The organism is Streptomyces capoamus, assembly GCF_014654935.1.
GTDB lineage: Bacteria > Actinomycetota > Actinomycetes > Streptomycetales > Streptomycetaceae > Streptomyces > Streptomyces capoamus.
Genome location: NZ_BNBF01000025.1, coordinates 68840 through 81415, shown reverse-complemented (window position 1 = coordinate 81415; position 12576 = coordinate 68840). Strand labels below are relative to the sequence as shown.

Genomic DNA, 12576 nt, shown 5'->3' with positions numbered 1-12576 from the left:
TCGCCGGCAAAGGCGTGTCCGCCGCCGATCGCATCGGCCTGTCCGCCACCGCCCACGTGGCCTGTCGACCACCGATCGCATCGGCCTGTCCGCCACCGCCCACATGGCCTGTCCGCCGCCGTTGCCGGCACGCCCGCCGTAGGCCGCACGGGGCGTTCGGCGCGTGGCGCGTTCGCCGTCGCTGCGTGCGGTGTCCGTCGCGGCTCGTGGAGTGTTCGTCGCCCGTTGCCGGGGCGGTCCATGGCGGGTCGTACGGCACGTCCGTCACCGGCCGTGGGCGCGTTCACGCAGGTCACAAGGGGCGTCCGCCGGCTCCCGCCTCCAGTGCCGGTGGCGGGAGCCGGCGGCCGGCTCAGGCGTCCGGTCGTACGACGCCCAGGATCGGCATCGTGCCGGCGCCCGCGGTCGTCACCGTCCGCCCGGGGCGCGGGGCGTGGATGATCGTGCCGTCGCCTATGTACATCCCGACGTGGCTGGCGTCGGAGAAGTAGATGACGAGGTCACCGGGGCGCATGTCCTCCACGTCCACATGCCGGAGCTGCTTCCACTGCTCCTGGGAGGTGCGCGGGACGGGGTGCCCGGCCGCCGCCCAGGCCTGGGAGGTCAGGCCCGAGCAGTCGAACGCGTCCGGCCCCTCGGCACCCCACACGTAGGGCTTGCCGAGCTGCTGGGTGGCGTACTGGACGGCCTTCTCGCCCTGCGCGGAGGCCTTGCCGTGGACGTCCGCGAGGACACCGGTGTCCAGCCAGGCGGTCTGCGCCTTCTGTGCGGCCTCCTGCTCCAGCCGGGCGAGCCGCTCCTTCTGCTTCTTCTCTAGCCGGGACTGGAGCTTCTCCGCCGCGTCGATCTGCTTCTCGATCTTCTTCTTGGCGGCGGCCTTGGCCTTGCGGTTGGCGTCCAGCTGCTGCCAGCGGTCGGCGGCGTCGTCGGCGTACCGCTGCAAGTCCCGCTGGGTGCGGGTCTTTTCTGCCATGAGCGACCGCGCCGCCCGCTGACCCTGCAGCACCCGGCCGGCGTCGTCGAGGAACTGGCCCGGGTCGTCGCTCAGCAGGAACTGGGCGCTGGAGGAGAGCCCGCCGGTGCGGTACTGGTCGCGGGCCGCGGCACCCGCCTGGTCCTTGAGCCTCTCCAGCTTCCGCCGGCCTTCGACGATCTTCTTCGCCAGCGCCACGATCTCGGCGGACTGCTTCTTCGTCTTCTCCTCGGCCGCGTTATAGGCGTCGGTGGCCACGGCCGCGTCGTGGTACAGCCGGTCGAGCTTCTCGCGGACCTTCTCAAGGTCCTTGTCCGGCACGGCAGTCGGCGTCGGTTGAGGCGTCGGCGTCGGTGCGGGGGCGGCCTGCTGCGCGGGGGCGGGTGCGACCGACGCGAACGCCGTTCCCGGCGCCGAGAGGACGGTCACCGCGCAGACCACGGTCAGGGCGGCCATGAGCGGGCCGCGCTTGCCCCAACGCATACCTCTTCCCCCAAACTGATTTACCGTCAGTAACTTACGGTCGCCTGAGGGATCGTGCCACGGCCGCGCGCAAAGCGACAGAGGTCGTCGGAAACCGGATTTCCCCCGCTCACCGCCGGATACGGCGATCTCCTCGCCGGTGTGACGAACGACGCGCCGGGTTCGTTCCGTCCCTGACGCCCCGAACGGGTGATGTGCGCAGGGGGCGGTGGCGGCCGGCCCCCGCGGGGTCAGTGCGTACCCGGTCCGCCCCGGGGTGCCAACGCGCCCCACGCCACCGTCACTTCGCCCTGCCGCCGGCGGGCCGGGGAGTCGGTCACCGGCCAGTCCGCCGTCAGGTCCCGCACCGCGCGCAGCCACCGCTGCCGGGCGCCGTAGGCCGCGTACGGCGCGGCGGCCGCCCAGGCGCGGTCGAAGTCGCGCAGGAAGGCATGCACCGGTTCGCCCGGCACGTTGCGGTGGATCAGCGCCTTCGGCAGCCGTTCGGCGAGGTCGGAGGGGCGGTCCAGGGAGCCCAGCCGGGCGGCGAAGGTGACCGTGCGCGGGCCCTCGGGACCGAGCGCCACCCACACGTGCCGCCGCCCGATCTCGTCGCACGTCCCCTCCACCAGCAGCCCGCCCGGCGCGAGCCGCGCGCACAGCTGCCGCCACACCGCGGCGACCTCGCCCTCGTCGTACTGGCGCAGGACGTTCGCCGCGCGGATCAGCAGCGGCCGCTCGGGGACCGGCACCTCGAAGCCACCGTGCCGGAAGACCAGGCCCTCGCGCTCGTACGGCCGGGCGGCGGCCACCCGGGCGGGTTCGATCTCGATGCCGACCACGCGCGTGCGGGGTGCCGCCGCCCGGAGCCGCACCAGCAGCTCCACGGCGGTCCAGGGCGCGGCGCCGTAGCCCAGGTCGACGGCCATCGGATCGTCGGCGCGCCGCAGCGCCGCCCCGTGCACGGCCGCGATCCAGCGGTCCATGCGGCGGAGCCGGTTGGGATTGGTCGTCCCGCGCGTCACCGTGCCCACGACGGGCGCCCCCTTGCCCGGACGGGGCCGGGCGTGGGGGAGGGGCGGGGTGCGGGAGGCCATGCGTACGAGGGTAAGGGCACGCAAGGGTCCCCGTGACGGGCGCCGCAAGGGCCCCCGTGGCGGGCGCGCAAGACCCCCCTCGGCGTTCCGCCGACGCCCGCCGCATTCGAACGGTTGATCGGCACCGGGTAATGATTCGGCAAAGCCGGTTGTTCGGGAAATGACCGGGCACCCGCTCGCTGTTGCACCCCCGTGGAGGGCGCCGGGCCCTCGGCAGGCATGCCCGCAGCGAGGAGGAACGCCACGTGAGCCAGTACGTCAGCAGGCTCGGGCGACGCTCCCCGTCGGCTGGCGCGCGGCTGAGGCTGTACCGCAGGCCCCGCCGGGTCGCCATGCTCTCCGTGCACACCTCCCCGCTCCACCAGCCCGGCACCGGCGACGCCGGCGGCATGAACGTCTACATCGTGGAGCTGGCCCAGCGGCTGGCCGCCCTCAACATCGAGGTCGAGATCTTCACCCGGGCCACGGCCGGCGGCCTGCCCCCCTCGGTCGAGCTGGCCCCCGGCGTCCTCGTCCGGCACGTCGACGCGGGCCCCTACGAGGGCCTGGCCAAGGAGGAGCTGCCGGCCCAGCTGTGCGCCTTCACGCACGGCGTGATGCAGGCGTGGGCCGGCCACCGCCCCGGCCACTACGACCTCGTCCACTCGCACTACTGGCTCTCCGGCCACGTCGGCTGGCTCGCCGCCCAGCGCTGGGGCGTGCCCCTGGTGCACGCCATGCACACCATGGCCAAGGTCAAGAACGCCAACCTGGCGGCAGGCGACACCCCCGAGCCGGCCGCCCGCGTGATCGGCGAGACCCAGATCGTGGCCGCCGCCGACCGCCTCATCGCCAACACCGCCGAGGAGGCCGGCGAACTCGTCCGGCACTACGCGGCCGAACCCGCCAAGGTCGCCGTGGTCCACCCCGGCGTCAACCTCGACCGCTTCCGCACCGCCGACGGCCGGGCCGCCGCCCGCGCCCGCCTCGGCCTCCCGCAGGACGCCCTCATCCCGCTCTTCGCGGGCCGCATACAGCCCCTGAAGGCGCCGGACGTCCTCCTGCGCGCCGTGGCCGTCCTGCTGGACGAGTGTCCCGAGCTGCGCTCCCGCCTCCTCGTCCCGATCGTCGGCGGCCCCAGCGGCAGCGGGCTCGCCAAACCGGAGGGTCTGCAGAAGCTCGCGGCCCGGCTGGGCATCGCGGACGTCGTACGGTTCCGCCCGCCGGTCGGCCAGGAACAGCTCGCCGACTGGTTCAGGGCCGCGTCCGTGCTGGTCATGCCGTCGTACAGCGAGTCCTTCGGCCTGGTCGCCGTCGAGGCGCAGGCGGCCGGCACGCCCGTCCTCGCGGCCTCGGTCGGCGGCCTGCCGGTCGCCGTGCGCGACGGCGAGACCGGCTTCCTGGTCCAGGGCCACGACCCGGCCGACTACGCGCGCGTGCTGCGCCGGTTCGCCGACCACCCGGACCTCTCCCCGCGCATGGGCGAGGCCGCCGCCCGGCACGCCCAGTCCTTCGGCTGGGAGACGGCCGCCGCCGCCACCGCCGACGTCTACACGGCCGCGACCCAGTCCCACCGCCGTCGCGTACGCTCCCACCATGGGTGACGTGGAGAAGGCCGGGCAGGTCCTGGAGGACGTCTTCAAGGACGCGGAACTGGAGTGGGAGAGCCCCGAACCCGGGAACTACGTGGTCAAGCTCCCCGGCAGCCGCAAGCTGTTCACCACGGTGTCCTTTCTCGTCGGCCGGCACTCCCTGTCGCTGAACGCCTTCGTCATCCGCCACCCCGACGAGAACGAGGCCGGCGTCCACCGCTGGCTGCTGGAGCGCAACCTCAAGCTGTACGGCGTGAGTTACGCCGTGGACCGGCTCGGCGACGTCTACGTCACCTCCCGGCTGCCCCTGGCCTCCGTCACCCCGGACGCCGTCGACCGCCTCCTCGGCCAGGTCCTGGAAGCGGCCGACGGCGCCTTCAACACCCTCCTGGAACTGGGCTTCGCCTCCTCCATCCGCAAGGAGTACGCCTGGCGGGTGTCACGCGGCGAGTCCACGCGGAACCTGGAGGCCTTCATGCACCTGATCGACCGCCCTGCGGACTGATCCCGGCCGCCCTGCGGACTGATCCCGGCCGCCGGGCGGCGGTTCAGGACGCGTCCGGCGCGGGCCCCGCGAGGGAGGACCGACGGTAGCGGCCCGGCGTCACCCCGACCGACTTCTTGAAGTGCCGGGTGAGATGGGCCTGGTCGTAGAACCCGGCCACCGGGGCCACCTCGCCCGGCGGCAGCCCGTCCAGCAGCAGTCGCCGGGCCCGCCCGACCCGCCGGGACATCAGGTACTGGTGCGGGGCGATGCCGTACGCACCGCTGAACGTCCTCACCAGGTGCGCCGGATGGGCCTGCAGCAGCCGGCCGGCGTCCTCCAGCGACAGCCCTTCCACGACCCGTGCGTCCAGCAACTCCCGCAACGCACGGGCGAGTACGGGGTCCGCGCGCCGCCCCGGCCCGGACCGCCGGCGCAAGTGGTCCCGCAACCGCTCCGCGACGAGGACCAGCCTGCTCTCCGCCTCCAGCTCGTCACCGGGCCGGGCGAGGGCGGAGTGCAACTGCCCCACGCGCCGCCGGAGCACGGGGTCCCGCAGATCGGGGGAGTCCACGGCCGGCCCGATGAACTCCTCGCCGAGCCGGCTGCCGTCCAGGTAGACCACCCGCTTGCGGAAGCCCCCCGGCGTGGCCGGCGACCCGTTGTGCGGCACGTGCGGCGGCAACAGCGACACCGTGTCGTGCGGGGTGCCGTGCTCGTGCCGGTCGAGGTCGTACCGCACGGCGCCGGCGTCCACGATCAGCAGCGTCCAGGCGTCGTGGACGTGCATCGGATAGGCGTACTCGGTGAAGCGGGCGTGGAAGACCTCGGTCACGCCCGGGACCCGGGGCCGCCACGCGCTGACTTCCTGCCCGGCCATGCAAGGAACGTACAAGACGGGCGCGCGCTCCGACGGCGAGTCTCACTCCATGAACACCGCGACCGACATGACCGCTCCGACCACCGGATCCGGCACCGGACCGGGCACCGCCCCCGTCCGCTTCGACACCAAGATCGCTGTCGTGCTGCGCGACGACCTGGCGCCCTGGCAACGGCTCAACGTGACCGCGTTCCTGGTCAGCGGCCTGGGCACCGCCGTCCCCGAGGTGATCGGCGAGCCGTACGAGGACGCGGACGCGGTGCCGTACCTGCCCATGTTCCGGCAGCCGGTGCTGGTCTTCCAGGGCACCGAGGAGACTTTGCGGGCCGCCCACGGCAGGGCACTGGCCCGTGCCCTGCCGCGCGCGGTGTTCACGGCGGACCTGTTCGCCACCGGCCACGACCGCGCCAACCGCGCGGCGGTCCGCGCCGTCCCCACGGCCGGCCTGGACCTGGTGGGCCTGGCGGTGTACGGCCCCCGGAACGCCGTGGACAAGGTCCTCAAGGGCGCCCGGATGCACCCGTGAGGGCCGGGTCTCAGCCGAACATGCCGGGCACGTAACCGCCGGCGGGCTGCTGCACGATGACGTTCGCCCGGTTGTAGGCATTGATCAGCGCGATCAGGGCGATCAGCGCGGTGAGCTGGTCCTCGTCGTAGTGCTTGGCGGCGTTCGCCCAGACCTCGTCCGGGACCCCGCCGGCCGCGTCGGCGATCCGGGTCGCCTCCTCGGTCAGCTCCAGCGCGGCCCGCTCCGCGTCACTGAACACGGTGGCCTCCCGCCAGACCGCGACCAGGTTCAGCCGGGTCTGCGTCTCCCCGTGGTGCAGGGCGTCCTTGCTGTGCATGTCGGTGCAGAAGGCGCACCCGTTGATCTGACTGGCCCGGAGCTTCACCAGCTCCTGCGTGGCAGCGGGCAGCGTGGACTCCGAGATCACCCTGCCGGCGGCGTTGAAGTGCTTGAACAGCTTGCCGGCGACAGGGTTGGCGTGCAGGTCGAACCGAGCGTCCATGGTGTGCTCCCGGGTGGTTGCGGCTGCTTACACCTCACTGACGGAGGAGACGGCGGGGATGTGACACGGCCGCGCGTGACCCGCGTCACCGCCGCTGCTGCATTGGCACCACGCCCGTCACCGGGACGTGGGACCGGCCCCCCGCCCGCCGGGCCGGACACGCCGGGGCGTGTGAGGCTCGCATCAGGCCCCACTGCCAGGAGGACCCCGTGCACCACCGCACCGCGAACCGCGCCCCCCACCGCACCCGACCCCGCCTGCTGGGCGCTGCCGTGGCACTGGCCACAGGCACCGCAGCCCTGCTCGGCACCGGCGCCGGCACCGCCGCCGCGTCGGAGAAGGCCCACTGCGACCGCGCCGAGCGCCCGATATGGAGCGAGGGCCCCAGCCGCAACGTCACCGCCCGCGGCTGCGACATCCCCGACCAGCGGCACCGCTGGTACGTCATCGACATCGACACCCTCGTCCAGCCCCGCCACAAGAACGACTACCTGGACGAGTCCCTCGACGGCACCACCACCCTCCACGACAGGACACTGCGCTGCCTGGGCTACACGAGGGACGCCCGCACGGTGAACTGGTTCGGCTGCGTACCCGACCTCTCCTGAGACCCCGGAGGCGACGGGCTCATCCCTCACCGGGTGGGATGAGACGATCGGCGCCCTCGGCGTCGTCCACGTGTCCGTGCGCGTCGACGGTGATCGGGGTGGCCCGCCCCTTGGCGGTGACCAGCCATGCGAGCACCTGCTCGGTCAGCGGCCCGTTGTCGGGCCCCTCGTCCTTCCAGTACGCCCGCCAGCCCGCTCCGGGCACGGCGGCCACCACCTGGTCGGCGCGCTCGAGGTGGGAGAAGTCCGGATAGTCCGTCACCGGGCGACGGACACCGCGCCGGGGATCGACCACGAGGGCGACGCCCGTCGCCTCGTCCCAGGCATCCACGTCCACGGTCCGCCCGATCACCGTCTACGAGCCGGTGAAGATCGCGAGCCAGCCCGTCCCATTGAAGTAACGCATACGGCCATCGTCCCCGCCGCCGACCGCGGCTCCGCCGCCGGGGCACGTAAATCGCTGACGGAACGGTAAACGCTTATTGGTGGGCGGTATGAGCGAAGCGTATTAGGCAACTCGGTTAGGGTGGTCGATTAGGAGGATCGGTTGGGAAGCTCAAGTTAAAAGGATCGCTTGGAGACATCAAGCGGATGCGGTGATTGAATACAGGCTTGCCCGGCCTGGAATTTGCCCACAACCGCCGATAGTGAATAGGCTCCCTCCGCAATTCACAACTCGGAGGGGCCCATGCTCGCACGCGCGAGTCTCACCATCGACATCGTCCCGTACGCGTCGCCCATGCCCCTCGTCGGCTGTGGCGTGGCGACGCTGCCCGTCTGGCTCGACATCCCCGTGCCGGCGGCCACGCTCGTCGCCTTCTTCATCGCGTGCAAGGTACGCGTGCGCCTGACCCGCCGACCGTCACAGGCCTGACGACGGGAAGACGCCCCGTCCGGTCCTCCCTTACCCTGTGGCTCACGCGGCGTGCCGCCGTCATGGTCGGGGGGAGCATGATGGAGCAACTTCACCAACTCGTCGTCCGCTACGGCGGATGCGAACAGCAGCCCGTGCGCTTCCGCCCGGAGACGTGGCGCCTGCGGTTGGCTCCGCACCGAGCGGAGCACGTACTCGACATCGGGGTCAGCACGTCGCACGGGGCGAAGGGCGACCGCCTCATCGACCGGGGCGACCTGGCCCGGCTGCGGGACCGCGTCGGTGACGACCCCGACGGCCTGCGCGACCTCTTCGTGGCCGTCATGATCTGGGGCTCGGGCACCACGAACGGACGTGGGCCGCGGTACACCGAAGCGGCCCTGTCCGACCCGCGCATGCCCACGGTCCTGCGGACCACCCGCGCAGCGGTGCGGGCCGGCGATCTGAGCGGCGCTTACGGGAAGTTCCGCCTCAGGGGGGTGGGCCGGTCCTTCTTCACCAAGTGGTTCGCCACCGTGGACGACCGCGACGCCGCACAGGAGCGGGCCTTGATCCTCGACGCCCGGGTCTTCCGTTCACTGAACGCGCTCGGCTGGTCCAGCTGGGAGACGGCCGGCACCCGCCACTGGCCCACCCGGTACGCCACGTACGTCACCGTCATGCACGGCTGGGCCGCGTCGACGGGAGTCGGGGCGGACTGGCTGGAGTGGCTCCTCTTCCACCTGGACGGCCACGTGGACGCCCGCGTCGACCCGGCCTGAGCGCTGGCGCCCCTACACCCGCGCCCACCGCCGCAACTGCCCGAGGGCGCGCTCCTTCTGCACCCGCATCCCCGAGACCTCACCGGCACTCGTCATCAACGCGGTGAGGGGAGTCCATCGCCTGCGCCCGCCGCGAGTCGTCCACCTGACCGCCGGAAAGTCCGTGATCCCCGTGATGCTCTCCCGGGCGATCACGCGCGTGCGCAGATATCCACGGACCACCAGCGCCGTCGGCAGACACGTCACACCGAGCCGGTACCCCCGGACGGCGAGCACCACGAACCCGGTCACGGCGAGGCAGGCCGCGACTCGCGCAAGCATGCCATCGGCCTGCACCGCATAGACGACGCCTCCGACCGCAGGGCCCACCCCGAGAACGCTGTTCGCGAGACGATTCGGCATCAACGGCGCCAGCTCCACGACACTCCTCCTCCCCACCGGCGCCTGCCGGCGACCCGCACGGCCCTCGGGCCGCTACGACGGGGCTTCAGTCACCCGCGAACCACAGGTAGCTGCCCGGGGTGGCCGCGCACTGGCCGAGCATCGCCGCGAGGTCGTCCAGAGCGGCGAGTTGGTGCTCATCTCCGCAGCGCTGCTTCAGGCGGCCGATCTCCTGGAGTGCGGCCGCGGCCTCCTGCTCGTTCATCACCGTATCCCCGTACGGGTCGACGGCGGCGAGCCGGCCCGGCACTCCCAGGAGCCGGAGCGAGCCGAGTGCGTCGGCCAGCGCGTCGCCGTGCCCGTAGGAGGTCCGCAGGACCGTCGCGCGCGACTTCCGCCAGCTACGGGCGGGCCGCCCTGAGTGCAATTCGAGATCGATCCCCATGCTCCATGATGCACACGGTCCTGGAACGCGCGTACGACAGACCCCAGTTGAGGCGAGAGCGCGCTTCTGCGTGAGATTAGCTCTCACACCCGCGGGGTATGCCGGGCTTCGACGGAGAGGAGAGCCGATGTTCCGATGGCGTGAACATGCAACTCTACGGGGCTTGTCGCACAACTCAAGAGCACCGTAAAACGACCGGAGGGCCTCAATGCGTCCCCGAGCCGGTTTCCCCAGTGGAATTAGCAGCCTGCCGGCCGCCATAACTCTGCCGAGAGACTGAAGGGTGTGATAGTGCATGAGCGCATGAGACGCGGAGAAAAAACAGAATGGCCGAAAACGGTTCTTCGGACGGCGTGCAGAACAAGTTCGTGGTTGTCATCGTCGCCCAAGGGGCGATCATCCTCGGACTGCTCGCAGCTTTCCTGTTCGATCGGCTGGGCGGCAGCCTGACTGCCGTCGCCACGGCTGGAGGCAGCACCCTCGTTGCCAGCTTCTCGCTCGGCGTGACCGGCGCAAGGGCAGCGGGCTACATCCGCAACACGAGCCTTGAGTAAGGAAAGGGCCCCAGACTCTTCTGGGGCCCTTTCGCGATCTCGTCGCGGGACGAGGCCGGTCGCTTGCGGGGCCGGATAGAACCTGCACTGGACCGCCAATTGTCATACCGGTGTGGGAAGATCCGATGCCATGTCGTCGATACCCGCACCGTCGCGGTGGTCAAAGGCCGCTCGCCGTCTGCTCATTGTCCCGCTCGCCATGATCGTGGCGGCCGGCGCCACCGGTGCCGATGCCGCCACGGCACCGGCACCGGCACCCAAGGCCGCGACGCCCGATCGGCTCAGCTACGACGTGTCCCTGCGCGGCGACGCCGACGGCTCCCACTGGACGGGCCGGCAGCGCGTGTCGTTCCGCAATGCCTCCGACCAGCCGCTGCGTGAGGTGTATGTGCGCCTGTGGGGCAACGGTGATGACAAGTGCGGCACGCCGGACAAGCCGTCCCCCGTCAAGGTGTCCAAGGTGCTCGGTGGCACTGCGGGCCGCCTCACCGTGAACTGCACCGCGCTGCGCATCACCCTGCCGAAGCCGCTCGCACGCGGCGGGCGGACGGCTGTCTCCTTCGACGTCTCCATCACTGTGCCCCGGCGCAACGACCGCTTCGGCCGCGAGGGCGCGTTCCGCTTCCTGGGTAATGCGCTGCCGGTGCTCGCCGTGCATGACGCGAAGGGATGGCACCTCGATCCGTATGTGTCGACGGGCGAGAGTTTCTACACCCTGGCGAGCGACTTCCGCGTGCGTATCGACCACCCGTCGGCCCTCAAGGTTCCCGCGACCGGCCGTACTTGGACGCGCCGCGGCAAGCCCGGGCGCACAGTCACCCACAGCGTCGCGCACCGGGTGCGGGACTTAGCGTGGGCGGCGGGCCCGTTCCGCACCGCGATGGAGACCTCGCCCGGTGGCGTGCGCGTGAAGTCGTACTGGGCGCCGAACACGCCCGCGGCGGGAGTGCGGCTCAACCGCAAGGACGGTGTCGCCGCCGTCGACCGGTTCGGCAGGGAGTTCGGCCGTTATCCGTACGGCGAGATCGACCTGGTGATGACCAAGGAGTTCGGCGGCGGTATGGAGTACCCCGGCCTGGTCATCCTCGGCACCAGCGAAGAGGGCGGTGCCGTCGTTCACGAGGTGGCCCACCAGTGGTGGTACGGCATCGTGGGCAACGACGAGTACGGCGCGCCCTGGCTGGACGAAAGCTTTGCCCAATACGCCAACGCGCGCTTTTACGGCTGGGACACACGCACGTGCTGGTCGGACGTGGACTGGCCGGACGAGGGCACCGCGCTCACCAACTCGATGGCCTACTGGGCAAAGCACCCAGGCGAGTACCACCTCGTCTACACGGCCGGATCCTGCGCCCTGGCGACCCTGGAACGCACCATCGGCGCCGGCGCGATGGCACGACTCCTCAAGCGGTACGCCCACGACCACTGGTACGGCGTCTCCACCACCGCTGACTTCAAGAAGGCCGCACAGTCCGTGACGGACAAGGACCTGGCCGCTTTCTGGAAGAAGCACCGCATCCGGTAGACCGCTTGGTGCCGTCACCGGGACCGCACCGGTATTCAGCGCCTCTGCCCGGCACGTGCCACTTCAGCACGATCGTCACCGACAAGCCCCTCACCCACCATGAAACGCCAGGTGAGGGGCTTGGTCGTGCAGCGTTACTTCTTCTTGCCCTGGTTCTTGACCGCCTCGATCGCCGCCGCCGCGGCCTGCGGGTCGAGGTACTTGCCGCCGGGGGTGACCGGCTTGAAGTCGGCGTCCAGTTCGTAGGAGAGGGGGATGCCCGTCGGGATGTTCAGGCCCGCGATGTCGGCGTCGGAGATGCCGTCCAGGTGCTTGACCAGGGCGCGCAGGCTGTTGCCGTGGGCGGCGACCAGGACCGTGCGGCCGGTCAGCAGGTCGGGGACGATGGCGTCGTACCAGTACGGGAGCATCCGGATGACGACATCCTTCAGGCACTCCGTGCGCGGGCGCAGCTCCGGGGGGATGGAGGCGTAGCGGGCGTCGTGCGCCTGGGAGAACTCGGAGTCGTCCGACAGCGGCGGGGGCGGGGTGTCGTACGAGCGGCGCCAGAGCATGAACTGCTCCTCGCCGAACTCGGCCAGCGTCGCCGCCTTGTCCTTGCCCTGGAGGGCGCCGTAGTGCCGCTCGTTCAGGCGCCAGGAGCGGTGGACGGGGATCCAGTGGCGGTCGGCGGCCTCCAGCGCGAGCTGGGCGGTGCGGATCGCGCGCTTCTGGAGGGACGTGTGGACCACGTCGGGCAGGAGATCGGCGTCCTTCAGGAGCTCGCCACCGCGGACCGCCTCCTTCTCGCCCTTCTCGTTGAGGTTGACGTCCACCCAGCCGGTGAACAGGTTCTTCGCGTTCCACTCGCTCTCGCCGTGGCGGAGGAGGATCAGCTTGTACGGTGCGTCGGCCATGGTCCTGAGCCTACCTAAGGGGTTCCGGGACGGGACGCGCCCGGGCGGCACCGGC

At 71.4% G+C, this 12576-nt stretch carries 16 protein-coding genes; 8 read left to right on the top strand and 8 right to left on the bottom strand.

Annotated elements, in window-relative coordinates:
• Positions 1–352 precede the first annotated feature (352 nt).
• Together IE312_RS31145 and IE312_RS31140 are read right to left on the bottom strand one after the other, a co-directional pair.
• Complete coding sequence (locus IE312_RS31145; RefSeq protein ID WP_189985604.1) at positions 353–1456, bottom strand: C40 family peptidase; 1104 nt, start codon at positions 1454–1456, stop codon at positions 353–355.
• A gap of 230 nt (positions 1457–1686) precedes the next feature.
• Positions 1687–2532 (bottom strand): class I SAM-dependent methyltransferase, encoded by an 846-nt coding sequence (locus IE312_RS31140; RefSeq protein WP_370467641.1) that lies wholly within the window; start codon positions 2530–2532, stop codon positions 1687–1689.
• A gap of 245 nt (positions 2533–2777) precedes the next feature.
• On the opposite strand from IE312_RS31140, the gene mshA reads away from it, so the two are divergent.
• Positions 2778–4115 carry a D-inositol-3-phosphate glycosyltransferase gene (gene mshA, locus IE312_RS31135; RefSeq protein ID WP_189985603.1) on the top strand — a complete coding sequence of 446 codons (1338 nt, stop codon included), beginning with the start codon at positions 2778–2780 and terminating at the stop codon, positions 4113–4115.
• Positions 4108–4608 carry a type III secretion system chaperone family protein gene (locus tag IE312_RS31130; RefSeq protein ID WP_189985602.1) on the top strand — a complete coding sequence of 167 codons (501 nt, stop codon included), beginning with the start codon at positions 4108–4110 and terminating at the stop codon, positions 4606–4608. The genes mshA and IE312_RS31130 overlap by 8 nt, the downstream gene beginning before the upstream one ends.
• A 43-nt stretch (positions 4609–4651) precedes the next feature.
• Here the strand turns inward: IE312_RS31130 and IE312_RS31125 are convergent, their stop codons facing one another.
• Entirely contained in the window at positions 4652–5467 is an 816-nt protein-coding gene (locus IE312_RS31125) for an AraC family transcriptional regulator (RefSeq protein ID WP_189985601.1), read from the bottom strand.
• 49 nt (positions 5468–5516) lie between these two features.
• Here IE312_RS31125 and IE312_RS31120 point away from each other — a divergent pair, with 49 nt between their 5' ends.
• Positions 5517–5993 carry a DUF2000 domain-containing protein gene (locus IE312_RS31120; protein ID WP_189985600.1) on the top strand — a complete coding sequence of 159 codons (477 nt, stop codon included), beginning with the start codon at positions 5517–5519 and terminating at the stop codon, positions 5991–5993.
• 10 nt (positions 5994–6003) lie between these two features.
• On the opposite strand, the gene IE312_RS31115 is transcribed toward IE312_RS31120, so the two are convergent.
• Positions 6004–6477, bottom strand: coding sequence for a carboxymuconolactone decarboxylase family protein (locus IE312_RS31115; RefSeq protein ID WP_189985599.1), 474 nt, complete (start codon positions 6475–6477; stop codon positions 6004–6006).
• A gap of 209 nt (positions 6478–6686) precedes the next feature.
• Between IE312_RS31115 and IE312_RS31110 the strand changes: the two genes are divergently transcribed.
• Positions 6687–7085: a hypothetical protein gene (locus IE312_RS31110; RefSeq protein WP_189985598.1), complete on the top strand. Its 399-nt coding sequence runs from the start codon at positions 6687–6689 to the stop codon at positions 7083–7085.
• A gap of 19 nt (positions 7086–7104) precedes the next feature.
• Here IE312_RS31110 and IE312_RS31105 read toward each other — a convergent pair whose 3' ends face one another.
• Positions 7105–7422, bottom strand: a complete 318-nt coding sequence (locus tag IE312_RS31105) for a hypothetical protein (protein WP_229900643.1) — start codon at positions 7420–7422, stop codon at positions 7105–7107.
• A 351-nt stretch (positions 7423–7773) separates the two neighbouring features.
• Here IE312_RS31105 and IE312_RS31100 point away from each other — a divergent pair, with 351 nt between their 5' ends.
• Both IE312_RS31100 and IE312_RS31095 read left to right on the top strand, forming a co-directional pair.
• The gene (locus IE312_RS31100; protein WP_189985597.1) at positions 7774–7959 is read left to right on the top strand and encodes a hypothetical protein; all 186 of its coding nucleotides are present in this window, start codon (positions 7774–7776) and stop codon (positions 7957–7959) included.
• A gap of 77 nt (positions 7960–8036) precedes the next feature.
• On the top strand, positions 8037–8720 hold the full coding sequence (locus IE312_RS31095; protein WP_189985596.1) for an 8-oxoguanine DNA glycosylase OGG fold protein: 684 nt from the start codon (positions 8037–8039) through the stop codon (positions 8718–8720).
• 12 nt (positions 8721–8732) lie between these two features.
• Here IE312_RS31095 and IE312_RS31090 read toward each other — a convergent pair whose 3' ends face one another.
• Positions 8733–9140, bottom strand: coding sequence for a hypothetical protein (locus IE312_RS31090; protein ID WP_189985595.1), 408 nt, complete (start codon positions 9138–9140; stop codon positions 8733–8735).
• Between the two features lie 67 nt (positions 9141–9207).
• Complete coding sequence (locus IE312_RS31085; protein ID WP_189985594.1) at positions 9208–9546, bottom strand: hypothetical protein; 339 nt, start codon at positions 9544–9546, stop codon at positions 9208–9210.
• 326 nt (positions 9547–9872) lie between these two features.
• Here IE312_RS31085 and IE312_RS31080 point away from each other — a divergent pair, with 326 nt between their 5' ends.
• Both IE312_RS31080 and IE312_RS31075 read left to right on the top strand, forming a co-directional pair.
• Positions 9873–10100, top strand: a complete 228-nt coding sequence (locus IE312_RS31080; protein ID WP_189985593.1) for a hypothetical protein — start codon at positions 9873–9875, stop codon at positions 10098–10100.
• 199 nt (positions 10101–10299) lie between these two features.
• Positions 10300–11625: a M1 family metallopeptidase gene (locus IE312_RS31075; protein WP_306419838.1), complete on the top strand. Its 1326-nt coding sequence runs from the start codon at positions 10300–10302 to the stop codon at positions 11623–11625.
• A gap of 134 nt (positions 11626–11759) precedes the next feature.
• Here the strand turns inward: IE312_RS31075 and IE312_RS31070 are convergent, their stop codons facing one another.
• Positions 11760–12521, bottom strand: coding sequence for a phosphoglyceromutase (locus tag IE312_RS31070; RefSeq protein ID WP_189985591.1), 762 nt, complete (start codon positions 12519–12521; stop codon positions 11760–11762).
• Positions 12522–12576 lie beyond the last annotated feature (55 nt).